The 22703-nt window shown below is 64.5% G+C and carries 25 protein-coding genes and 1 pseudogene; 17 read left to right on the top strand and 9 right to left on the bottom strand.

Going from position 1 to position 22703, the window contains the following annotated elements:
- Positions 1-183: 183 nt before the first annotated feature.
- Positions 184-943: pseudogene (locus IVA98_RS32710) on the top strand (GyrI-like domain-containing protein).
- A gap of 5 nt (positions 944-948) precedes the next feature.
- Entirely contained in the window at positions 949-1665 is a 717-nt protein-coding gene (locus tag IVA98_RS32705; protein WP_247300064.1) for an SIMPL domain-containing protein, read from the top strand.
- 50 nt (positions 1666-1715) lie between these two features.
- Here the strand turns inward: IVA98_RS32705 and IVA98_RS32700 are convergent, their stop codons facing one another.
- On the bottom strand, positions 1716-2780 hold the full coding sequence (locus IVA98_RS32700; RefSeq protein WP_247356438.1) for an MBL fold metallo-hydrolase: 1065 nt from the start codon (positions 2778-2780) through the stop codon (positions 1716-1718).
- A gap of 467 nt (positions 2781-3247) precedes the next feature.
- Between IVA98_RS32700 and ffh the strand changes: the two genes are divergently transcribed.
- From ffh to IVA98_RS32665, 7 genes are all read left to right on the top strand, one after another.
- Positions 3248-4795, top strand: a complete 1548-nt coding sequence (ffh, locus tag IVA98_RS32695; RefSeq protein ID WP_247299959.1) for a signal recognition particle protein — start codon at positions 3248-3250, stop codon at positions 4793-4795.
- Between the two features lie 85 nt (positions 4796-4880).
- Complete coding sequence (rpsP, locus tag IVA98_RS32690) at positions 4881-5213, top strand: 30S ribosomal protein S16 (protein ID WP_011083313.1); 333 nt, start codon at positions 4881-4883, stop codon at positions 5211-5213.
- A gap of 9 nt (positions 5214-5222) precedes the next feature.
- Positions 5223-5762, top strand: coding sequence for a ribosome maturation factor RimM (rimM, locus tag IVA98_RS32685; RefSeq protein WP_247299957.1), 540 nt, complete (start codon positions 5223-5225; stop codon positions 5760-5762).
- 6 nt (positions 5763-5768) lie between these two features.
- Complete coding sequence (trmD, locus tag IVA98_RS32680; RefSeq protein ID WP_247299955.1) at positions 5769-6524, top strand: tRNA (guanosine(37)-N1)-methyltransferase TrmD; 756 nt, start codon at positions 5769-5771, stop codon at positions 6522-6524.
- 109 nt (positions 6525-6633) lie between these two features.
- The gene (rplS, locus tag IVA98_RS32675) at positions 6634-7014 is read left to right on the top strand and encodes a 50S ribosomal protein L19 (protein ID WP_027573014.1); all 381 of its coding nucleotides are present in this window, start codon (positions 6634-6636) and stop codon (positions 7012-7014) included.
- A 410-nt stretch (positions 7015-7424) separates the two neighbouring features.
- Positions 7425-8831 carry a 3-isopropylmalate dehydratase large subunit gene (gene leuC / locus IVA98_RS32670; RefSeq protein ID WP_247332329.1) on the top strand — a complete coding sequence of 469 codons (1407 nt, stop codon included), beginning with the start codon at positions 7425-7427 and terminating at the stop codon, positions 8829-8831.
- Between the two features lie 92 nt (positions 8832-8923).
- Positions 8924-9133: a hypothetical protein gene (locus IVA98_RS32665; RefSeq protein ID WP_247299951.1), complete on the top strand. Its 210-nt coding sequence runs from the start codon at positions 8924-8926 to the stop codon at positions 9131-9133.
- 103 nt (positions 9134-9236) lie between these two features.
- Here IVA98_RS32665 and IVA98_RS32660 read toward each other — a convergent pair whose 3' ends face one another.
- Positions 9237-9764, bottom strand: coding sequence for a hypothetical protein (locus IVA98_RS32660; RefSeq protein WP_247299949.1), 528 nt, complete (start codon positions 9762-9764; stop codon positions 9237-9239).
- A gap of 180 nt (positions 9765-9944) precedes the next feature.
- Here IVA98_RS32660 and IVA98_RS32655 point away from each other — a divergent pair, with 180 nt between their 5' ends.
- Complete coding sequence (locus IVA98_RS32655) at positions 9945-10244, top strand: DUF1330 domain-containing protein (RefSeq protein WP_247299948.1); 300 nt, start codon at positions 9945-9947, stop codon at positions 10242-10244.
- A 4-nt stretch (positions 10245-10248) separates the two neighbouring features.
- Here IVA98_RS32655 and IVA98_RS32650 read toward each other — a convergent pair whose 3' ends face one another.
- Together IVA98_RS32650 and IVA98_RS32645 are read right to left on the bottom strand one after the other, a co-directional pair.
- Positions 10249-10509 (bottom strand): hypothetical protein, encoded by a 261-nt coding sequence (locus tag IVA98_RS32650; RefSeq protein WP_247356437.1) that lies wholly within the window; start codon positions 10507-10509, stop codon positions 10249-10251.
- Positions 10510-10564: 55 nt separating this feature from the next.
- Complete coding sequence (locus IVA98_RS32645; RefSeq protein ID WP_247300062.1) at positions 10565-10846, bottom strand: hypothetical protein; 282 nt, start codon at positions 10844-10846, stop codon at positions 10565-10567.
- Between the two features lie 156 nt (positions 10847-11002).
- Here IVA98_RS32645 and IVA98_RS32640 point away from each other — a divergent pair, with 156 nt between their 5' ends.
- The 3 genes from IVA98_RS32640 (at position 11003) to IVA98_RS32630 (ending at position 13124) form a co-directional block, all read left to right on the top strand.
- Positions 11003-11401 carry a metallopeptidase family protein gene (locus tag IVA98_RS32640; RefSeq protein ID WP_247280345.1) on the top strand — a complete coding sequence of 133 codons (399 nt, stop codon included), beginning with the start codon at positions 11003-11005 and terminating at the stop codon, positions 11399-11401.
- Between the two features lie 252 nt (positions 11402-11653).
- The gene (gene leuD / locus IVA98_RS32635; protein ID WP_061880161.1) at positions 11654-12259 is read left to right on the top strand and encodes a 3-isopropylmalate dehydratase small subunit; all 606 of its coding nucleotides are present in this window, start codon (positions 11654-11656) and stop codon (positions 12257-12259) included.
- Between the two features lie 79 nt (positions 12260-12338).
- Positions 12339-13124: a glycosyltransferase family 32 protein gene (locus tag IVA98_RS32630; protein WP_247299943.1), complete on the top strand. Its 786-nt coding sequence runs from the start codon at positions 12339-12341 to the stop codon at positions 13122-13124.
- A 97-nt stretch (positions 13125-13221) separates the two neighbouring features.
- On the opposite strand, the gene IVA98_RS32625 is transcribed toward IVA98_RS32630, so the two are convergent.
- From IVA98_RS32625 to IVA98_RS32615, 3 genes are all read right to left on the bottom strand, one after another.
- The gene (locus IVA98_RS32625) at positions 13222-14721 is read right to left on the bottom strand and encodes a tetratricopeptide repeat protein (RefSeq protein WP_247356435.1); all 1500 of its coding nucleotides are present in this window, start codon (positions 14719-14721) and stop codon (positions 13222-13224) included.
- Between the two features lie 282 nt (positions 14722-15003).
- A complete protein-coding gene (locus IVA98_RS32620; protein WP_247356434.1) occupies positions 15004-15669 on the bottom strand; it encodes an HAD hydrolase-like protein in 666 nt (221 codons plus the stop codon).
- Positions 15670-15672: 3 nt separating this feature from the next.
- On the bottom strand, positions 15673-16554 hold the full coding sequence (locus tag IVA98_RS32615; RefSeq protein WP_247299937.1) for an HpcH/HpaI aldolase/citrate lyase family protein: 882 nt from the start codon (positions 16552-16554) through the stop codon (positions 15673-15675).
- Positions 16555-16657: 103 nt separating this feature from the next.
- On the opposite strand from IVA98_RS32615, the gene IVA98_RS32610 reads away from it, so the two are divergent.
- On the top strand, positions 16658-17302 hold the full coding sequence (locus IVA98_RS32610; protein WP_247299935.1) for a carbonic anhydrase: 645 nt from the start codon (positions 16658-16660) through the stop codon (positions 17300-17302).
- A 124-nt stretch (positions 17303-17426) separates the two neighbouring features.
- Here the strand turns inward: IVA98_RS32610 and IVA98_RS32605 are convergent, their stop codons facing one another.
- On the bottom strand, positions 17427-18461 hold the full coding sequence (locus IVA98_RS32605) for an aspartate-semialdehyde dehydrogenase (protein WP_124163779.1): 1035 nt from the start codon (positions 18459-18461) through the stop codon (positions 17427-17429).
- Between the two features lie 116 nt (positions 18462-18577).
- Between IVA98_RS32605 and IVA98_RS32600 the strand changes: the two genes are divergently transcribed.
- Positions 18578-19366 carry a hypothetical protein gene (locus IVA98_RS32600; protein ID WP_247332325.1) on the top strand — a complete coding sequence of 263 codons (789 nt, stop codon included), beginning with the start codon at positions 18578-18580 and terminating at the stop codon, positions 19364-19366.
- 218 nt (positions 19367-19584) lie between these two features.
- Positions 19585-19980 carry a hypothetical protein gene (locus IVA98_RS32595; protein ID WP_247299922.1) on the top strand — a complete coding sequence of 132 codons (396 nt, stop codon included), beginning with the start codon at positions 19585-19587 and terminating at the stop codon, positions 19978-19980.
- 167 nt (positions 19981-20147) lie between these two features.
- On the opposite strand, the gene leuB is transcribed toward IVA98_RS32595, so the two are convergent.
- Positions 20148-21260 (bottom strand): 3-isopropylmalate dehydrogenase, encoded by a 1113-nt coding sequence (gene leuB / locus IVA98_RS32590; RefSeq protein WP_247332322.1) that lies wholly within the window; start codon positions 21258-21260, stop codon positions 20148-20150.
- 219 nt (positions 21261-21479) lie between these two features.
- On the opposite strand from leuB, the gene IVA98_RS32585 reads away from it, so the two are divergent.
- On the top strand, positions 21480-22682 hold the full coding sequence (locus IVA98_RS32585) for a YbfB/YjiJ family MFS transporter (protein ID WP_247299918.1): 1203 nt from the start codon (positions 21480-21482) through the stop codon (positions 22680-22682).
- Positions 22683-22703: the final 21 nt, after the last annotated feature.

Below are 22703 nucleotides of genomic sequence, written 5' to 3'. Positions count from 1 at the left end.
GGCCGCGGCCCGCGACGCCGCCCATGACGCATCTGTCATGGGACGAATTCGGCGCCCGCGTGTTAGAACGGCGCCATTCGCGCGAACCGGGAAGCGCGGCCGGGCGCAAAACGGGATTTAGGCCTTGGTCGGCAAGGTCTTGGAGCCCAAGGTCTTGGTGCCCAAGTTCTTGGGGAGAATAGAATGATTAGGTTTCGTCGTCTCGCTCTGGCCGCGCTGATCCCGGCGGCCATGTCGGTTGGTCTGTCTGCCGCTCGGGCACAAAGTCCGAGCCCGGCGCCCGCCGCGTCAGTAAGCCCCTCGCCGGCCCCGTCGGCTTCGCCGGCGCCTGCCGCGAGTGCTTCGCCTGCACCGGTGGCAACGCCCGCGCCGGCGGCCAGCGCCTCACCCGCCCCTGCTGCGACGCCCTCGCCCGCAGCCAGCGCCTCACCCAGCCCGGCCGCGGCGGGCGGCGGCCGCCAGCCCCGCCCCGGTACAGACCGCCGATCCCTTTGGCCTCGAGACCGTGCTCGAGCCCAAGAAGGTCGTGATGGTCAAGGGCACTGCTAATTGGGACTCGGCCTTCGACACCCTGATCGACGCCTTCAAGGCGCTGAACACGCTCCTGGACAAGCAGGGGATCAAGCCATCAGGCAATTCGATGATCGTCTACACCTCCACCGACGACACCGGCTTCACCTTCCTCGCCGAGATCCCGGTCGAGCAGGATCCGAAGAACCTGTCCAAGGACATGAGCATTGGCAAATCGCCGGAGGGCAAGGCGCTGAAATTCGTCCATCGCGGCTCCTACGACAACATGGACAACACCTATGAGGCGATCACCAATTACCTCGACGACAAGAGGTTGGAAGCCAAGGATACCTTCATCGAGGAGTACCTCACCGATCCCCTGAAGACGGCCGAGGACAAGCTCGTGATCAACGTTTTCGTGCCGCTGAAGTGAGAATGATGAAAAAGCCTGCCGTCCTTTTTGCTCCACTCGCCGCCGTTTTCGCCACAACGCTGCTGGCGGCCCCCGCCCGCGCCGACGATTTTCCGTCAGCCATTTCGGCGAGCGGCGAAGCCACGATTTCCGCCGCCCCCGATCTCGCGCAGATCGACGCCGGGGTCGCCAACGATGCCAAAACGGCGAAGGAAGCCTCCGATGCCAACAATGCGGCGATGGGCAAGGTGCTGCTGGCGCTGAAGGGCGCCGGGATTGCCGAGAAGGATTATCAGACCTCGCGCCTGTCGCTCCAGCCGCAATACGGCCAGAACAAATCCACCGGCGCCTCGCCCGTGGTCGGCTTCCGCGCCTCCAACCGTGTCACCGTGAAAATTCGCGACGTGACCAAGGTCGCAGGCATCATCGACACGCTGGTCAGCGCCGGCGCCAACGACATCGGCAATATCTCCTTCGAGGTGACGCAGGCCTCAAAACTGCTGGATGATGCGCGCGAGCAGGCAGTCGCTGATGCCCGCCGCAAGGCGGAGATTTACGCCAAAGCCACCGGCGTCACGCTAGGGGCGCCGCTCAGCGTCACCGAGGGCGGCGGCCCGGTGCCGCTGTTCAAAGGCCGCGTCGCTGCGGCTCCGATGGCTGCACCCGCCGCCGTCGCGCCCGGCGAGGAGACGCTGTCGGTGACGGTGAATGTGAGCTGGGCGATCAAGCCGAAAGAGCAATGACTGGTGTCCCGGATGCACTGCGTCCGGGGCACGAGCAGTTTGCCAGCACGCTAAATCTCCACCACCTGTCCCGGCAGCATTGCCACGAACCGCTCTTGCGGAATCTTCGCGGCATCCAGCGCTGCGACCAGCGCCTTTGCCGGCGCATCGATTGCCTCATCCGTCAGCTGGAACGTGCCGTGATGATGCCCGAGCGCTTCCTGCGCGCCGCAATCCGCGAGCGCCTTCACGGCATCTTCCGGATTCATGTGCTGGTCACGCATGAACCAGCGCGGCTCGTAGGCACCGATGGGAAGGATCGCGAGCCGCAGCGGCCCGTGCTTCTCCGCGACGCAGCGGAAATGCCTGCCGTCACCATAACCGGAATCGCAGACGACGTAGATCTTGCCGGCCGGCGTCTCCAGCACGAAGCTCGCCCATAGCGCCTTGTTGCGATCGAACACACCGCGCGCGGTCCAGTGCCGGGTCGGAACCAGATGCACGGCGATGCCGCCACCGAGCTCGACGCGGTCGTGCCAGTCGAACGCCTCCACCTTGATCGTGGGATCCCAGCTTCGAATCGTCACGTCATTGCCGAGCGGAGTGACGACGCGCGGCGCAAAATTCTTGGCGAGCCGCGATAACGTCGTGATGTCCAGGTGATCGTAGTGGCCGTGCGAGACCAGCACGACGTCGATCTTGGGCAAATGTTCGAAGGCGATGCCGGGATCATTGTGCCGCTTCGGCCCGGCCCAGGCGACCGGCGAGACCCGCATCGACCAAACGGGATCGACCAGGATGTTGAGACCGCCGGTCTGGATCAGCCAGCTGGCGTGGCCGACGAAGGAGAGCCGCACCTTGTCGCCGTCGACCCGCACCGGCGGGGTGTCGGCATGGGGGCTGGGGGCCCAATCCGGCCATTGCGCGCGCTGCCGCTTGCCGCCGAATTGCCAGCGCAGCACCTCTCGCAGCGATTTCGGCGGCGCGCCGTCGGGATCGAAGAAGTGCAGACCGTTGAAATGGTCGGAGGCCGGACCATCATAGGTTTTCATGCGAGACATCCAAAGGGACGGAATAGCGACGAGCGCGCCGGCCCCGGCAAGCAGTCCGAACAGGCGACGGCGGGTGATCGGCACGGCGGGCTCAGGGATGATAGCGGAGGTCAGTCATCGCCTTCTATATGGGCGAAGCCCTAGGAAATGGAACCGCCCGGCAAAAGGGCACTAAATTTCAGGACCTTGTCCTGGCAAAGGCGCCGCGGCACCCTAACTTTCCTTGACTTTTGGGCGTGAGCGGCGTTTAACCCCGCCACTTTCTCGGAAAGGCTTTCTTTTCGACCCGCCGACTGGCCCTGGAGGCCGGAGGTCAACGCCCGACAGCGCTGTGCGCCCTCGGGCGCAATGGTGTTTGGAACTACGTCTTGGGGCAATGCGCCAAGGCACATTCAGGGTCATCCCCCGCGAAGGCGGGCGATCCAGTATTCCAGAGACGTCTCGGCTAAGGCCGAGAAGCCGCGGCGTACTGGATGCCCCGCCTGCGCGGGGCATGACAGCGGAGAGTAACGGCGCGCCCCTCATCGGGGGACAGCAACAGGATAACGGCATTGTTCGACAATCTGTCGGAACGGCTTGGCGGCATCCTCGATCGTCTGACGGGGCGCGGGGCGCTGACCGAAAAGGACGTCGACGCCGCGATGCGCGAGGTGCGCCGCGCGCTGCTGGAGGCCGATGTCGCGTTGGAGGTGGTGCGCAGCTTCACCGAACGCGTCCGTGAGCAGGCGATCGGCGCTACCGTCGTCAAGTCGGTCACACCAGGCCAGATGGTGGTCAAGATCGTCCATGACGAGCTGATCAACACGCTCGGCGCCGAAAGCCAGACCATCGACGTCAATTCCGTGCCGCCGGTGCCGATCATGATGGTCGGCCTGCAAGGCTCCGGTAAGACCACCACCACCGCCAAGCTCGCCCGCCGCCTGGTCCAGCGCGACAAGCGCAAGGTGCTGATGGCCTCGCTCGACGTCTATCGCCCGGCGGCGATGGAGCAACTGGCCGTGCTCGGCCGCGATCTCGACATTCCAACGCTCCCCATCGTCGCAGGCCAGCAGCCGCCGCAGATCGCCAAGCGCGCGCTGGAGGCCGGCAAGCTCGGCGGCTACGACATCGTGCTGCTCGATACCGCCGGCCGCACCACACTCGACGAAGAGATGATGGCGGAGGCGGCCGCGATCAAAGCCGCGGCCAATCCGCATGAGGTGCTGCTGGTCGCCGACAGCCTCACCGGCCAGGACGCCGTGAATCTCGCGCGCTCGTTCGATCAGCGCGTCGGCCTCACCGGCATCGTGCTGACCCGCGTCGACGGCGACGGCCGCGGCGGCGCCGCGCTGTCGATGCGCGCGGTCACCGGCAAGCCGATCAAGCTGATCGGCACCGGCGAAAAGACCGATGCGCTGGAGGATTTCCATCCTGATCGTATCGCCGGCCGCATCCTCGGTATGGGCGACGTCGTCTCGCTGGTCGAGCGCGCCGCCGCCAACATCGACGCCGAGAAGGCCGCGCGCACCGCCGAACGCATGCGCAAGGGTCAGTTCGACCTCAATGACATGCGCGAGCAGCTGTTGCAGATGTCCAACATGGGCGGCATCAGCGGGCTGATGGGCATGATGCCCGGCATCTCCAAGATGAAGAACCAGATCGCGGCCGCCGGCATCGACGACAAGATCCTGAAGCGCCAGGTCGCGATCATCGATTCCATGACGCGCGAGGAGCGCCGTCACCCCGACTTGCTGAAAGCGAGCCGCAAGAAGCGCATCGCCGCAGGGAGTGGCCAGAGCGTCGAGCACGTCAACAAGCTCCTGAAGATGCACCGGAACATGGCCGACGTGATGAAGGCCATGGGCTCGGGCAAGCGCGGCCCGCTGGCCGGCATCGCGCAGGCCATGGGCTTTGGCGGCGGCATGAAGATGCCGTCTCCGGAAGAGATGAAGGCTCTTCAGGAGAAGATGCAGAGCGGCAGCGGACAGGGCCTGCCGAGCCTGCCGAAGGATTTGCCGGCTGGTCTTCGCACCGGCCTGCCCAACGTTCCCGGACTGACTGGGCTCAGCGGCAAGCCGATGCTGCCGGGCCTCGGCGGTTTCCCGGGCAAGAAGAAATGAGGAATTCGTCGCACGGGATCGCAAGCGTCCCGCGCAACGCGGAATACCAATCAACCCAACAGACTGTACTTTGAAGGAGAACTTGATGTCCGTCGTTATCCGCCTCGCCCGTGCAGGCACCAAGAAGCGTCCCGTCTATCACGTCGTCGTCGCCGATTCGCGCTTTCCACGCGATGGCCGCTTCATCGAGCGTCTCGGTTATTTCAACCCGCTGCTGCCGAAGGACAACGAGGCGCGCCTCAAGCTCGACATGGAGAAGGTGAAGGCCTGGGTCGCCAAGGGCGCGCAGCCGTCGGACCGCGTGTCTCGCTTCCTCGACGCCGCCGGCGTCAAGAAGCGCGAAGCGCGCAACAACCCGCAGAAGGCCGTGCCGCGCAAGGAGCGCAAGGCGCAGGCCGAAGCCGCCGCGAAGGGTTAAGGCCAGACCATGCCGGCGCTGGTCTGCGTCGCGCGGATCGGCGCCGCGCATGGGGTGCGCGGTGCGGTCAAATTGTGGACCTTCACCGAAGATCCCTTTGCCATCAGGCGCTACGGTCCGCTGCTGTCCAAGGACGGCAAGCGCCAGTTCGAGGTCGCAACGGCGCGCGAGGCCAAAGATCATCTGGTCGCGACCTTCACGGGGGTCACGACCCGCGATGAGGCCGAACGGCTCAACGGCATCGAGCTCTACGTCGCGCGCGACAAGCTGCCCGCGACCGACGCGGACGAATATTACCACACTGACCTGATCGGGCTCGCCGCCGTCACCACGGACGGCGACGCTCTCGGCCGCGTGCTCGCGATCCATAATTTCGGCGCCAGCGACATCATCGAGATCGCCCCGCTCAAGGGCACGACGCTGCTGTTGCCGTTCTCCAACGCGGTGGTGCCTGAGGTCGATATCGCCGGCGGGCGTGTGGTCATCGCGCTGCCGCAGGAGATTGAGGTCGAGGACCCTACCGCTAGTCGTCCCGTGGAAGGCAATTGAGATGCAATGACCAACCCCTCACCCTGGCGCGCGACGGTGCTGACGCTGTTTCCGGACATGTTTCCCGGGCCGCTCGGCGTGAGCCTGGCCGGCCGGGCGCTGGCGGGCGGGCTTTGGCAACTCGAGGCGCGGGACATCCGGGCCTCCGCTACCGACCGCCACCGCAGCGTCGACGACACTCCGGCCGGCGGCGGGCCGGGCATGGTGCTGCGCGCGGACGTTCTGGCCGCGGCCATCGATGCCGCTGAAATCAGCCCGGATCGGCCCCGTCTGCTGATGAGCCCGCGCGGTCGGCCATTGACCCAGGCCCGCGTTGTGGAACTGGCCAAGGGTCCCGGCCCCCTCATCGTCTGCGGACGGTTCGAGGGGGTGGACCAGCGGGTGATCGACGGGAGAGGTCTGGAGGAGGTCTCGATCGGCGATTACGTGCTGTCCGGGGGCGAAATCGCCGCGCTAGCCGTGATTGACGCCTGCGTCCGGCTGCTGCCGGGGGTGATGGGCAAGGAGACATCGGGAACCGAGGAAAGTTTTGCGGACGGCCTGCTCGAATACCCGCAATACACCCGCCCGCAGCTGTTCGAGGGGGCTCCGATCCCGGAGATCCTGACCTCCGGCGACCACGCCAAGGTCGCGGCCTGGCGGCGGGCGCAATCCGAGGCCCTGACGGCGGCCCGGCGGCCGGATTTGTGGGCCCAGATCCCGAGCAAGGCCCCGAATCGGGCCGGGCGCCAAAAAACGCCAAAAAACAAGACAGACGGGTGACAAACGCTCCGGCTTGCCTTATAGGAGCGGCCACATCCGCAATGGCTGGATAGACGAATTTCGCGCAGCCCCCATTGAAAAGGCTGGGCGCGCCGATGGAGATTTACCCATGAACCTGATCAAGCAGCTCGAACAAGAGCAATTCGACAAGCTGTCCGCCGGCAAGGACATCCCGGAATTCGGCCCCGGCGACACCGTGATCGTCAACGTGAAGGTCGTCGAAGGCGACCGCACCCGCGTGCAGGCCTATGAAGGCGTCTGCATCGGCCGTTCCGGCGGTGGCCTCAACGAGAGCTTCACCGTGCGCAAGATCTCCTATGGCGAGGGCGTGGAGCGTGTGTTCCCGGTGATGTCGCCGATGATCGACTCGATCAAGGTGGTGCGCCGCGGCAAGGTGCGCCGCGCCAAGCTCTATTACCTCCGCAACCTTCGCGGCAAGTCGGCCCGCATCGTCGAGAAGCAGGACCGCGCGGCTGCCGTGGGCGAGTAAGCTTCGCCACCAGGCAAGTTTCGAAAAGCGCGGGGCTCGGCTCCGCGCTTTTTTGTTTCCCCGCGCTGTCATTGCGAGGAGCCCTTGCGACGAAGAATCCAGACTGTCTCCGCGGACGCATTTCTGGATTTGCTTCGCTGCGCTCGCAATGACGGCGCCGCTAAGCTCTCGCGCTTTAACTTCCGCGTGCTATATATCTCTAGAATGTTTCCAGATCTGACCAGCCTCGCCCCGGTCAAGCGCATCGTCATTGACGATCGCTCGCGGCTGCCTGGCCGGTTCTTCGGACGCTTCGCGACCTCGGCAACGTCAGAGCTTACGCGCGCAGCTTAAACGCTGCGCCGCCGATTTTGTTGCCCGCGCCAAGTGCGCCTATCCGCTTACACAGCATTCCTTCGGAGCTGACGCTCATGTCCAAGCCGACCACATTGTACGACAAGATCTGGAACGACCATCTGGTGCACGAAGCCGAGGACGGCACCTGCCTGCTCTACATCGATCGCCACCTGGTGCACGAGGTGACCTCGCCGCAGGCGTTCGAAGGCCTGCGTGCCACGGGCCGCAAGGTGCACGCGCCCGAGAAGACGCTCGCCGTCGTCGACCACAACGTGCCGACCACCGACCGCACCAAGCCGAACCCGGACCCGGAAAGCATCGAGCAGATCAAGGCGCTGGCCGAGAACGCCAAGGAATTCGGCATCGAATATTACAACGAGTTCGATAGGCGCCAGGGCATCGTTCATGTCATCGGCCCCGAGCAGGGCTTTACGCTGCCCGGCACCACCATCGTCTGCGGTGACAGCCACACCTCGACGCACGGCGCGTTCGGCGCGCTCGCGCATGGCATCGGCACGAGCGAGGTCGAGCACGTGCTGGCGACGCAGACGCTGATCCAGAAAAAAGCGAAGAACATGCGCGTCACCGTCGATGGCAAATTGCCTGACGGCGTCACGGGCAAGGACATCATCCTGGCCATCATCGGCGAGATCGGCACCGCCGGCGGCACCGGCTACGTGCTGGAATATGCGGGCGAAGCGATCCGCGCGCTCAGCATGGAAGGCCGCATGACGGTCTGCAACATGTCGATTGAAGGCGGCGCCCGCGCCGGTCTCGTCGCACCCGACCAGAAGGCCTACGACTTCCTGCGCGACCGGCCGAAGGCGCCGAAGGGCGCGGCCTGGGACGCGGCGATGCGCTATTGGGAGACACTGCGTTCCGACGAAGGCGCGCATTTCGACCACGAGCTGCGGCTCGACGCCGCAAAGCTGCCGCCGATCGTGACCTGGGGCACGAGCCCCGAGGACGTCATCTCGGTGACCGGCATCGTGCCCGACCCCGACAAGATCGAGGACGAGGCCAAGCGTATCTCCAAGCATCGCGCGCTCAAGTATATGGGCCTGACGGCGGGAACGAAGATCACCGACATCAAGCTCGACCGCGTCTTCATCGGCTCCTGCACCAATGGCCGCATCGAGGATTTGCGCGCCGCCGCCAAGATCGCGGAAGGCAAGCAGGTGTCGACCAACGTCAACGCCATGGTGGTGCCGGGCTCGGGCATCGTGAAGGAGCAGGCCGAAGCTGAAGGACTCGACAAGATCTTCATCAAGGCCGGCTTCGAGTGGCGCGAGCCGGGCTGCTCGATGTGCCTCGCCATGAACCCGGACAAGCTGAAGCCGGAAGAGCGCTGCGCCTCGACCTCGAACCGCAACTTCGAAGGCCGTCAGGGCTTCAAGGGCCGCACCCATCTGGTGTCGCCGGCGATGGCGGCAGCCGCGGCGATCGCGGGTCACTTCGTCGACGTCAGGGACTGGCGCTGAGCCGATTCCGGCAATTGTAGCGATCGCGGCAAAGCGTCGTTAATTGGCGGCGCCGACAGTGTCCTCGCGACGGTTTCGCGAGGACACGCGCCATGGCCAACAAGCCGGAATATGTCGATCTCATCAGCGAGGCGACGCGCCAGCATCGGCGGCGCGCAGCGCCATTGCGCCTCGTCGCCAAGCCGGAGGTCGAGGAGACCTCCAGGCTCAGCCGCTGGCCGCCGGCGATGTTTCGGCAATGGAAGCTCGAGAACCTGATGCGGTGGAAGGCTTCGTCATGGAAGCTGAAGGATTGGCTGTAGGCCACGCTGTCATTCCGGGGTGGTGCGGAAGCGCCAGACCCGGAATCTCGAGATTCCGGGTTCGATGCTTCGCATCGCCCCGGAATGACGGTGCTAACTCACCTCACCAATAGCGGTACGGATAGTGCCAGCGCGGCCAGCGGCAGACGCGGCGCGGGCCGTAATAGGTCCAGATGATCCGGCAGCGGCGCGGATAGTGATAGTAGGGATAATAGCCGCCGTAATAATAGCGCCGGTGGAAGTGACGGTAGCCGTAATAGGGGCGGTGATAGCCCCAGTGACGGTGATAGCCGCCATAGCCGCCGAAGCGAACGCCGCCATAGCGGAAGCCGCCGACATGGCCGCCACGAAATCCACCGCCGCGGAAGCCGCCGATATGTCCTCCGCCGCCATGGAAGCCGCGGAAACCTCCGCCGTGAAAGCCGCCACCATGTCCGCCGTGCCCGCCGCCGTGGCGAACCTGCGTGACGAGATCGTCGGCTGCAGCCTTCGTCGCGGGCGACGTGGCCGGATTGATCAATGTGAGCGCTTCAGCGCGACGCGCGGTGCCGGCCGACAGCATCAGCGCCGTGGCGGCCGCGATCCCGAGCAAGCGCATCGGGCTTGCCTTGAGACCTGATGTCCTCAGCATGGAATCCTCCCTGAATCTGGACAGCGCAGTTGCGGCGCGACGTCTTGGCTGCGCCAAAGGCTGTTCAATTGCGGTCGCTCCCTGGATTAAACTGAGGAGACCGATGTGAACGCCCCATGAATGAACGACGCTGGGCTTCGCGATGCGACGCAGTGCCGCGACGGAAGGAGTTTTTTGGAAATGACTGTCTACGCGATTGCGCAATTGAAGATGACAGACCGCGCGGCCTATGACCGCTATCAGGCGCGCTTCTTCGACGTGTTCAAGAAGTATGGCGGAAGGCTGCTCGCCGCGGACGAACATCCGCGCGTGCTCGAAGGCGCATGGCCGCATGACAAGATTGTCATGATGTCATTCCCGGATGAGGCTGCGTTCCTCGCCTTCTCGAACGCACCCGACTACGCGGAAATCTCGCGCGACCGCAAAGCGGGTGCGCAAGCGACGGTACTTCTGGTCAAGGGATTTGCGCCAGGCCGCTAACGCGTCACCACCACAGCCCGTAGCCGAACACGAAGGGAGCAGGCACCGCGTAGGGATAGGGACGGTAGTACACCGGCCGCGCGTAATAGCGTGGATCATGGCGCGTAGCTGGCCGCACCATGTCATGGGTGCGCGCGGGTCGTCGCACATCGAAAACCGCGATCCCGGCCGAGGCCTGCGGCATCGTCACTCTTTGCGCAGCCGAAGCGCGCGTCACACCGGCGGCAAGCGCGACGGCAACGGCCAATGCAATCCATCTCGCCATGACGACCCCCACGAGGCCACCGCGCCGCTCGCTGGCGCGGGCAGTGAACCCGGCATCAGCCCCGGCGCCAGTAACAGCTCACACGCGGCACGATCACCGTGCCGCTCGGGCGGTACTCCTGCGCATAGGTGGCGTTGCACACGCGGACTGCGTCGGGACCCGGATTGTAGCGCGGATAGACGCCGTCCGGGCTGTAATAGGGCGTAACGCGCAGGCGCGCCGGGGCCCGCTTGCGCGGCGGGGGAACGTCGTCGGACGAGGCGGCCTGGGCGAGACGGATCTCGGGGCCGGCGGTCTGCGCCTCGGCGCCAACGCAAAACTGCGAAAACAACCCCATGCACAGTAGCGTCAGCGCTGTTTTCGCTCGCATTTTTCCGCCCACCTGAAACGTCCCGTTCGAGGTCCCACGCTCCCCGTTTTGGCGGCGCTCGTCAACCTCGCCGGGCTTATAAAGCCAGATGCATCGCCGCGGAACCCGCGGTAAGAGAAACCCATGTGGACGGAATTGAAAGCGCCCTCGCTGGCCGAGATGGAAGCGACGGCGCACGACATCTTCGAGCGCCTGCCGGCGGAGTTTCGCAAGCTCTGCGAGGGCGTCATCATCCGCGTCGACGACTTCCCGACCGATGAGGTGCTGGACGAGATGCAGTGCGAGAGCGAGTTCGACCTGCTCGGCCTGTTCCAGGGCATCGGCCTGCCGCAGCAGAGTTTTGGCGACGTGGCGCGGCTGCCCAACATGGTCTGGCTCTACCGTCGGCCGATCCTGGATTATTGGGCCGAGCACGACGAGACCCTCGGCCACATCGTCCGCCACGTCCTGATCCACGAGATTGGCCACCATTTCGGTCTGTCGGACGACGATATGGCCGCGATTGAGGCGAAGGCGGATTGAGGGCCGCACAAAGACGGTGCGCTCCCTCGCCCGCTTGCGGGGAGGGCTGGGGGCGAGGGTGTCGCGGCAATGGGACTCCCCCAGTGGAGAGAACCCTCACCCGGCGCGCGGGACGATGCTTCGCATCGCCCGGGCGCGCCGACCTCTCCCGCAGGCGGGAGAGGTAAGGCAGATCTGCCGAATTCGGCCTAGGATTTCCACCCCGATCGCGATAAACACCTGTTCCCCTAGACCCATCCCGGAAGCGCAACCATGGACAAGTTCACCACGCTGGAAGGCGTCGCGGCGCCGCTGAAGATCATCAATGTCGATACCGACATGATCATTCCGAAGCAGTACCTCAAGACCATCAAGCGCACCGGCCTTGGCAAGGGGCTGTTCTCCGAGCAGCGCTACAAGGACGACGGCAGCGAGAATCCCGATTTCGTGCTGAACCAGCCGGCCTATCGCAATGCCAAGGTGCTGGTGGCCGGCGACAATTTCGGCTGCGGGTCAAGCCGCGAGCACGCGCCCTGGGCGCTGCTCGACTTCGGCATCCGCTGCGTGATCTCGACCTCGTTCGGCGACATCTTCTACAACAACTGCTTCAAGAACGGCATTCTGCCGATCCGCGTCTCGCAGGAAGACCTCGACAAGCTGTTCGACGACGCCGAGCGCGGCGCCAACGCGACGCTGACGATCGACCTGCCCAACCAGGAGATCCGCGGTCCCGACGGCGGCAAGGTCAAGTTCGAGATCGATCCGTTCCGCAAGCACTGCCTGATCAACGGCCTCGACGACATCGGCCTGACGATGGAAAAGAAGGCCTCGATCGACAGCTATGAGGAGAAGCTCAAGCGCGAACGCGCCTGGGCCTGAGATCGCGTTTCTGGTTCGAGCCCCGGTGCTGACGGCGCCGGGGCTTTTTCTTTGCTCTGACTATCCTTATAGCTCGCGCATGCTGCCCGACATCGTCACCTTCTGGCATGGTCCGATGGACGCCCTGCGCCAGACCTGTCTGCGCTCGCAGCTGGCTGCCGGCCACAAGGTCACGGTCTATAGCTTCGACACCATTCCGGGCCTGCCTGCAGGCATCGCGAATGCGGATGCCGAAGCGATCCTGCCGCACGCCTTCTCCGAACGATTGCGGCCGCCGCAGCCCGACGGCAGCTGGCGGGACTGGACCACGCTGCAGTTCAGCGACTTCTTCCGCATGAAGCTGATGGCGAAAGGCCTCGGCCTGTGGCTCGATGCCGACGTGCTGCTGCTGAAGCCCGTCGAGCTCGATCCGGCAAAACCCTATTTCGCCTGGGAGCGGCCGCGCCAACTCGGCAATTCCGTGATCTACCTGCCGGCCGGGCACGGCATCGTCGCGGCCTTCGAGGAGCTGATGGAGCAGGAGGAGCTGACGCCGAACTGGCTGTCCGTGCGCCACCGCGTCACCTTCGCGATGCGCCGCCTCCGCGGCGGCTCGAACCGTCTTTCGGACATTCGCGTCGCGATCTACGGACCGGCGGCACTAACCGCGCTCGCGCGTCGCACCGGCGAGCTCGCTTACGCGCTACCCAAACAATCGTTCTACGCCGTGCATGCCGAGCCAAAACTGTTCTTCGATCCATCGAGCTATCTCGAGCTCGTCACCAATCCCGAGATCATCGGCCTGCACATCTCGCCCAAGGGCCGTGGCGGCGAAAAGCCGATTCCGGGCAGCCTGTATGCCTGGGCGGCGGAGCGGTTCGGGTAGCGGCCGCGTAGAAAGTGCGCTCCAAAGCCGGCCTGTACTCTCCCGCAAGCAAGTCCGGGCACTGGCGATAAGGTCTGCATTGCTCTTCGTTTGAAGATCATTTAGCAGCCACGAAATAGAAGTCCTGTCGGCCGGAGATCGAGCCGTAACTGAAGGGTTTTTGCCGACGACCGGTCGCTTCCATGACATCGTCGCGAACGAAGTCGAAGAGCCTGCGGACTTCGAGGCCTGGCGTTGGAACATTCTTGACGAAGGCAGCCGCGAACGGACTATTGATCCCGTCACCGTCGAGCGCGGTCTCGCCATCCTTGGCGGCGTAGACCACCAGCGTTCCCGCCTCTGGCTCGATCGGGGCCAAACCTCGCGACACCGAACGCGACGCCACCGTCATCGTCCGCTTCATCTGGTTTGCGAATGGATTGTCGCGGCAGGCATCGAGAATGACGAGGCGCAGCTTTTTGGCGCGCTCCGCCGCATTGAGAACCTGATCAACCGGAACGGCTTCAAATCCGATTTCGCGATCCGCGGCAATCTTGGCATCCGTCGGAATGAGATAGTTGACGCCGCCGACCTCCATGCCGTGCCCGGCATAATACACGACGGCCCAATCCGCCGTCTCCGCACGTGCTGCGAATTCGCGCAGGGCATTCACCAGCGCATCCTTGCGGAGATTGGTCAGCAGAGTAACTGCTTCGAACCCGGTGAGCTTCAGCACGTCGGCGACGAGGCTTGCATCCCGCACGGGGTTCGCTAGCGCTGCGACGTTTTCATAAGCCGAATTGCCGATCACGAGAGCGATGCGGCGATCGCCGTTCGCAGCCCCGGACGCCACGACAGCCGGCGCGACACTGGCTTTCTCGACCAATATCGTTGCTGGCCGCGGCGAAGGCAGGACAGCAAGCCGCTCGCGAGCCTTGTCCTGGGCCCATCTTGTGGCGCCATGGGCCAATCCGAGCGTGGCATTGAAGTCGGCCCTTGCTTTGGCGAAATCTCCGCGCTTCTCGTAGGCCAGTCCGCGATTGACATACGCGTTCGCGTATGTGGGATCCACGCGTATCGCTTCTGTGTAATCTGCAATGGCGCGGTCCGCGTCGCCCTTGCTGCCGTATGCATTCCCGCGGTTGAAATACGCGTTCGCATTCGTCGGCTGCAGGCGAACCGCTTCGCTATAGTCGGCAATTGCGCGGTCGGTGTTGCCTTTGTTGCTGTAAGCATTGCCTCGATTGTAGTACGCGTTCGCATAGGCCGGATCGAGCCGGATTGTCGCCGTGTAGTCCGCGATCGCACGCTCCGTATCGCCTTTGATGCTGTAGGCGTTGCCGCGATTGTAGTACGCGTGCGCATGCGTCGGATCGAGACGGATCGTTGCCGTGTAGTCCGCTATGGCGCGATCATTGTTGCCATTAGCGCTGTAAGCGTTGCCCCGGTTGTAATAGGCGTTCGCATCCTTGGGATCTCGCCGGATCGCCTCCGAGGCGGCTGCAATGGCAGGGCTCGTGTCGCCCCTGACGCGATCGACAGCCGCTGCCGGGCCAGCGAGGGCAAGAATGACAAAGCAGTAAAATAATTTGCGGAGCATAAGAACCCCACTCGCCATATCGAAAGGATGGAAGCCATATTTAAACGGCGCAAATTTAACGGGGGCAACCAGCCGGGTTGTGTGACCTACATCACAGGAATGTCGGCTTCGCGGCGGCTATCGCCAGTTGGAGCTGAGTATAGATGCCCGTGCACTCGAGCGCTTGCTGAGGAGCATGCCCGGTTGCGAACATGCCGGCGCACCGGCGAAAATTGCCACGGTTATTGCGCCAACGGCTCGACGCTGGAGTCGCTTGACCGTGCTAATCTCGCGCCGCGCCGAGGCAGCTTGCACCGGAGCCTATCGGTTCAGCGTCGATAAAACCGCGCGCGCAAGATCCGCGGGCCACTCTACTAGTTGATCCGCGCCGGCTGTTTCCAGCTCATCCCGAGTGCCATATCCCCAGAGCACGCCGAGGCCTCGCATCTTGACCGCGTGAGCGCCATTGATGTCGTGGCGGCGGTCGCCGACCATGAGGCTGTGCGATGCAGAGATACCGTGCTTGGATAGGATATGGGCGAGCAGCTCAGGCTTGTGATCCAGCACGCCGCCGGGAACTGAGCCGTGAATGCCATCGAAATGCGTCGCTAAGTCCAGATTCTCCAGGATCCGCCGCGCGAAGATTTCGCGCTTCGATGTCGCGAGATAGATTCGCAATCCAGCGCTTCGCATCTCCTCAAGCGCCCCGTTGATTCCGGGATAGAACTCGCTTCCGAGCAGGCCAATGTCGCCGTAATGCTGGCGATAGGCCGCTACGGCTAACTCGATCCGGTCATCACCGTAGGCGGCGAGCAAAGCCCGTAATATGTCTTCAAGCGGCGGTCCGATGAAGCGCTTGATATCAAGGGTGTCGCCGGGCTCATGACCGAGCGCACGCAACGCAGCCAGGCAGCTCGCGGCAATGCCCGGCTGGGAATCGACCAGCGTTCCGTCGAGATCGAGGAGGACGCAGCGGGCTGCGCCCACCTCTCAGCCCTTCCCCATCGCCGCGATTGCGTCTGCGATCTCGATCGTGCGCCTTGCCATGTCGGCGTGCAGGCGCTCCACCATGGCGCCGTCGAGCCGGATCGCGCCGCGCGCGGCGTTCTCCGGCAATTCGAACGCCGCGATGATTTTTCGCGCCCGCGCGACTTCCTCCTCGGGCGGGGTGAAGATCGCGTTGCAGGCATCGATCTGCGAGGGATGGATCAGCGTCTTGCCGTCGAAGCCGAGATCGCGGCCTTGCGCGCATTCGGTGGCAAAGCCATCGGCATTGGCAATGTCGCTATAGGGGCCGTCGAGGATTTCGAGGCCGTGGGCGCGCGTCGCCAGGATGCAATGGGTGATCATCGGGATCATCGCGGCACGGCCCGGCAGCATCCTGATGCGGGTCTCGCGCGAAATGTCGTTCGGGCCGAACACGAAGCCTGCGAGGCGGCTCGACGGATCGCGGCCGGCGGCGGCCAGCTCCTCGGCATGGAGCACGGCGCGCGCGGTCTCGATCATGGCCCAGACCTTCACGGTCGACGCAGCGCCAAGCTCGGCCAGCTTCCGGCCGACCGTATTGAGATCTTCGATGCTTGAAACTTTTGGAACCAGGATGCCGTCAGGCGAGGCCTTGGCGGCCATCGCGACGTCGTCGGCCCACCAGGGCGTGTCGAGGCCATTGGTCCGGATCAGGACCTCGCGTTTGCCAAAACCCTTGGCGGCGATTGCGGCGGCGATGCCGTCGCGCGCCACCGCCTTGGCCTCGGGGGCGACGGAATCCTCGAGGTCGAGGATGAGGCCGTCGGCGGGAAGATTGCGCGCCTTTTCCAGCGCGCGGGGGTTGGAACCGGGCATGAACAGATGGCTGCGGCGCGGGCGGGTCATGCGAGCGTTCCTTCCTCGTCAGTCCTCTGACCGAAGCCGATAGCATCTGCCCTGCCCATTCGAAAGGCTTGTTCGCCCCTGCGGTCTATGATTAGGCATAGTCATGATGACATTCCCGAAGCATTTGCTGGAAGGCTACAAGGCCTTCGCCACCCAGCGGCTGCCAACCGAGCAGAACCGCTACCGCGAACTCTCTGTCAAAGGACAGTCGCCCGAGACGATGGTGATCGGCTGCTGCGACTCGCGGGTCTCCCCCGAGGTGATCTTCGATGCCGGGCCGGGCGAACTCTTCGTCGTCCGCAACATCGCCAACCTGGTGCCGACCTACCAGCCTGACGAGAACGCACACGGCGTCTCGGCGGCGCTGGAATTTGCCGTGACGGTGCTGAAGGTGAAGCACATCGTGGTCCTCGGCCACGCCCAATGCGGCGGCATCCGCGCCTTCATCGACAAGAGCGAGCCGCTCACGCCGGGCGACTTCATCGGCAAATGGATGCAGATGTTCATCAAGCCGGGCGAGGTGGTCGAGCAGCGCGAGCACGAGACCATGGCGCAGTTCGTCGAGCGCATCGAGAAGGCCGCGGTGTTCCGCAGCCTGGAAAACCTGATGACCTTCCCGTTCGTGCGCAAGGCGGTGGAGAGCGGCCAGATGCAGACCCACGGCGCCTATTTCGGCGTGGCCGAGGGCACGCTGTTCGTGCTGGACAAGGCCGCGAAGGAATTCAGGAGCGCGCGCGAGGTGGCGTAGCTCCGTAGGGTGGGTTAGCCGAAGGCGTAACCCACCACTTCTGTCGCCGTGGAGACCAAAGAGGTGGGTTACGCCCAGCGGATTGCGCTTCGCGCATCCGCAAGGCTAACCCGCCCTACAATTCTCACGCCGCCTTCTTCTTCGCGCTGATCAGCTTGCGGTTGATCAGGACTTCCGCGATCTGGATCGCGTTCAGCGCGGCGCCCTTGCGCAAATTGTCGGACACGCACCACAGCACGAGGCCGTTCTCCACCGTCGCGTCCTCGCGGATGCGGCTGATATAGGTGGCGTCCTCGCCGGCCGCTTCGTAAGGTGTGGCGTAGCCGCCGGGCTCCTGCTTGTCGATGACGAGGCAGCCCGGCGCCTTGCGCAGGATCTCGCGGGCTTCGTCCGCACTGATCGGGTTCTCGAACTCGATGTTGACGGCCTCGGAGTGGCCGACGAAGACCGGCACGCGCACGCAGGTCGCGGAGAGCTTGATCTTGGGATCAAGAATCTTCTTGGTCTCCGCCATCATCTTCCACTCTTCCTTGGTGTAACCGTCCTCCATGAAGACGTCGATGTGGGGGATGACGTTGAATGCGATGCGCTTGGGGAATTTCTTCGCGACCAGCTCGTCATTGGTGTAGACGGCCTTGGTCTGCGAGAACAATTCGTCCATCGCGTCCTTGCCGGCACCCGACACGGATTGATAGGTCGAGACCACGACGCGCTTGATGGTCGCCTTGTCGTGCAGCGGCTTGAGCGCGACGACGAGCTGCGCGGTCGAGCAGTTCGGGTTGGCGATGATGTTCTTCTTCTTGAAGCCTTCGGTCGCAGCCGCATTCACTTCCGGCACGATCAGCGGCACGTCCGGATCCATGCGCCAGGCCGAGGAATTGTCGATCACGACCGCGCCGGCGGCCCCGATCTGCGGCGACCATTCCTTCGACACCGAGCCGCCCGCCGACATCAGGCAGATGTCGACGTCGGAGAAGTCGTAATGCTCGAGCGCTTTGACCTTCAGGGTACGGTCGCCATAGGAGACCTCGACGCCGACGCTGCGGCGCGACGCCAGGGCGACGACCTCGTCGGCGGGGAATTTGCGCTCATCCAAGATGTTGAGCATTTCCCGTCCGACATTGCCGGTCGCGCCGACGACTGCGACTTTGTAACCCATCGTTCACTCTCCGATGAAAAAGCCCGTTCCTGAAGCTGACGCTTAAACAGGAAGAGCAGCGCTTCTATGCGAGAACCGGCCTCAAGACAACGTTGGACCATGCCTGAAGGCCGTGGATGCAGTCGCCTGAGGCCAGCACGGCCGTTAGCCCCACCCAGATCCACTTGGCGCTTGCAGCCTTCGCCGACGAGGTCGTCGGCACGCTGGCGCGCCTGATCGCCTATGTGGGGGCGCTCGCCCTGTTTGCCATCCTCGCCCTCGCGGCGCTCGGCCAGCTGCCCGACTTGCAGGGCAATGAGCCGGCGGACAGACCGGGCTGGAGCGTGGCCGACCGCTCGCACCCGGCCTTCGCCATCAGCCGGATCGATTCATCAGAGAAAACAGCCTCTTACACCATCCTTCGGCATCCCGAAGGCGGCCGCAGGGACGTGCTGCGCTGGACAAACGAGGCCGGCCAGCCCGTGGCCGGGCTCGACATCTACCGGGAAGGCGGCGAGTTCGACGTGGCTGGTCCTGCGACTGCCGATCTGGCCGTGGAAATGGGATTGAGCACGACGAGCACGCTGGAGCAGGCCGGCCTGATCGACACGAAATTCGGTCCCGTCGCCCTGTTCCGGCCGGTCGGCGCGGCGGAGGGGACGCGCGCTTGCCTCGGCTATCTCAAGCGCAGCGAGGACCCGGCGCTGCAGATTTCCGGCTTCTCCTGCCAGGGCAACACCCTGCCCGCCCGGCTCGCGGCGATTGCCTGCACGCTGAATCGGCTGACGCTGCTGACCTCCGGCAACGAGCCCAGGCTGGCCGAATTGTTCGCCCGCGCCGAGTTGAAGCGCCGCCCCTGCGATTCCCTGGGATCACCGGACTGGCTGCTGGGCGCCGCCAACGCGCAATTGCGCGGGACGCTTTAGGTTGTTGTTTGAGCGTGATCTTTTCGGAAAGCCGCTGCACGCTTCTCCGGATCACGCTCCGGACCGCATCAAGCTCAAGTGGCTGGTATTGATGCAACTTTTGCCGGCACGCGCGATTATTCCGGGCTGGTGTGACCCAATTGACCTAGTTGCGTCTGCCCCGGCCGCGCTAGTATGGGGTGAAATCGACTGGCGGCCTGCCGCCTGAAGGGGACGTGATGAGCTTGAATTTCTCTGCGGCGAACAAATTGGCGACCTTGCTTGCGGCGGGCGCCGTCATTGCCATGTCCTCTGCCATCGGTTTGGCTTCGCCAGCTTCGGCCGACACCAAGACCAAGCGCTATGACGAGCGCGGCCGACACTATTACGGACCGAGCGGCCCCAACGCGGTCTACCAGCAGGGCCGCACCCGCATCTATGTGAGCAAGCGCTCCTGGCTCGACGGCGGCACCGAGGTCAATCCGGGCGACCGCAAGTTCAGCGACTACGCCTTCCCGCCGGCGGTGGGCTATCCGTCCTTCGCCCGCGAGAACCTCAACCGTCCGATCGACCGCCAGCCGCTCTCGCCGCCGCAGGATGTCGGCGGTTACCCGCAGAATTTCCCGCTGTACTGAAGCGACAGGTCTTTCCGAATCAAAATGGCCGGGCTCACGCCCGGCCATTTTGGTTTGGGCCGTCATTCCGGGGCGGCTCGAAGAGCCGAACTCCGGTGCGCAATTGCGCACCTGAGAATCTCGAGATTCCGGGTCTGGTCCTTCGGACCATCCCGGAATGACGGCATCTACGCGTGCAGCTTCTGCAATTCCTTCAAAATCGCTTCGCCCATCTGCGTGGTCGAGGCGGCTTTGGTGCCTTCCGACTTGATGTCGGCGGTGCGCAGCCCGCTGGCCAGCACGGCGGCGATCGCGGCATCGACCTTGTCGGCGAGATCGCCCATGTCGAAGGAGTAGCGCAGCGCCATGCCGAAGGACGAGATCATCGCGATCGGATTGGCGAGGCCCTTGCCGGCGATATCGGGGGCGGAGCCGTGCACCGGCTCGTACAGCGCCTTGCGCTTCTTGCTCTTGACGTCGACCTCGCCGAGCGAGGCCGAGGGCAGCATGCCGAGCGAACCCGTCAGCATCGCCGCGATGTCGGACAGCATGTCGCCAAACAGATTATCGGTGACGATGACGTCGAACTGCTTCGGCCATTTCACCAGCATCATGCCGCCGGAATCGGCGAGCTGATGCTCGAGCGTGACGTCGGGGTATTCGCGCTTGTGAACCTGTGTGACGACCTCGTTCCAGAGCACGCCCGACTTCATGACGTTGCGCTTCTCCATCGACGTCACCTTGTTCTTGCGCTTCTTGGCAAGCTCGAAGGCGACGCGGGCGATGCGCTCGATCTCATAGGTGTCGTAGACCTGGGTATCGACGGCGCGCTTCTGGCCGTTGCCGAGATCGGTGATGGTCTTGGGCTCGCCGAAATAGACCCCGCCGGTGAGCTCGCGCACGATGACGATGTCGAGGCCCTCGACCGCTTCGCGCTTCAGGCTGGATGCATCGGCCAGCGCCGGGTAGCACACGGCGGGACGGAGATTCGCGAACAGAGCGAGATCCTTGCGCAGGCGAAGCAGGCCGGCCTCCGGGCGCACCTCGTAGGGCACGGCATCCCATTTCGGGCCGCCGACCGCGCCGAAGATCACGGCGTCGGCGTCCTTGGCCTTGGCCATGTCGCCTTCCGAAATCGACACCTTGTGCGCGTCATAGGCCGCGCCGCCGACAAGGCCCGTATCGGTCTCGAACTTGGCGATCCCGGCCGAATTGAGCCAATCGATCAGCCGCTTCACCTCGCCTATCACCTCGGGGCCGATACCGTCGCCGGGGAGCAGCAGCAGTTTATGGGTCGCCATGGTCGTGTCCTCAGTTTTTCCTCGTCATTGCCGGGCTTGACCCGGCAATCCAGCCTTCTTGAAAGATGGATGCCGGGGTCAAAGCCCGGACATGACGAAGGGCATGAATTTCGGCCGGAGTGCTAGAGCGGCGTTGCGCGCTTGGCAAGACACCATTGCCGGGGAGCCGGCTGTGCAAAGCGGATGGAGCCTGCCACACTCGCTCGGCCGGAGTACCCCTTGCACGCCCCTGACCGCGCCCCGCCGAACGCGCATCCCGCGCGGCTGATCCTGACCTTGTCGCTGGCAGCGACGGTCGGGCTCGGGATCGGCCGCTTTGCCTATGCACTGGTGCTGCCGGATATGCGGGAGACCCTCGGCTGGCCCTACTCGGCGGCCGGATTCATGAACACCATCAACGCCGTCGGCTATCTCGTTGGCGCGCTGATGGCGTCCCGGCTGATCCAGCGGGTCGGCTGGTCGGCGGCGATCCGCCTGGGAACCCTGGCCTGCGTCGCCGCGCTCGCCACCTGCGCGCTATCAGGCAATTTCGTTGCGCTGAGCCTCGCGCGCCTCGTGCTGGGCTTGGGCGCGGCGGCCGGCTTCGTCGCCGGCGGCGCGCTGGCTGCGACCATCGCCCAGTCCCGCCCGGAGCGCGCCAATTTCCTGCTGAGCCTGTTCTACGCCGGCCCGGGCATCGGCATTCTCGCCTCGGGGCTGATCGCCCCGTTCACGCTGCAATATTTCGGGCCGGGCTCGTGGTGGATCGTCTGGTGGGCGCTAACCCTGCTGTCTGTCGCAATGACGATTCCGCTGTTCCTGATCCGCATCGAAAGCGGTGCGCGCTTCTCGGAAGGCAGCCACGCGTCGTTTGCGATTCTGCCGGTGCTGATCTATCTCGCCGGCTACTTCCTGTTCGGCGCCGGCTACATCGCCTACATGACCTTCATGATCGCCTATGTGCGCGACGGCGGCGGCGGGGCCGCGGCACAGGCCGGATTCTGGAGCCTGATCGGGCTGAGCGCCTTCGTCACGCCATGGGTTTGGCGCGGCGTGCTGGCGCTCGATCGCGGCGGGCTTGCCACCGCTATCATTCTCGGCACCAACGCGTTAGGAGCCGCCTTGCCGATGCTCGGACATTCGCCGGCGTGGCTTGCGGTCTCCGCGGTGGTGTTCGGCGTCGCGTTCTTCGCCGTGGTCGGCTCGACCACCGCCTTCGTGCGCTTCAACTATCCGCCAGAGGTGTGGCCGACCGCGATCGCGGCGATGACGATCTCGTTCGGCGTCGGCCAGACGCTCGGGCCAATCGTGGTCGGCGCGATCACGGATGCGCTGGGGAGCTTGAGTTACGCGTTGAACGTATCGGCGGCGCTGCTGGCGCTGGGGGCGGTGGCGGCGCTGTGCCAGCGCAAGGTGGGGCCGAAGGCGGCGAATGGTGAATAGCGAATTGAGAGCGGGTTGGCT

Origin of the sequence: Bradyrhizobium sp. 160 (genome assembly GCF_023073735.1) — a bacterium.
GTDB lineage: Bacteria > Pseudomonadota > Alphaproteobacteria > Rhizobiales > Xanthobacteraceae > Bradyrhizobium.
The sequence above is the reverse complement of the archived record's forward strand: the minus strand, read 5'-3'. Positions and strand labels throughout refer to the sequence as shown.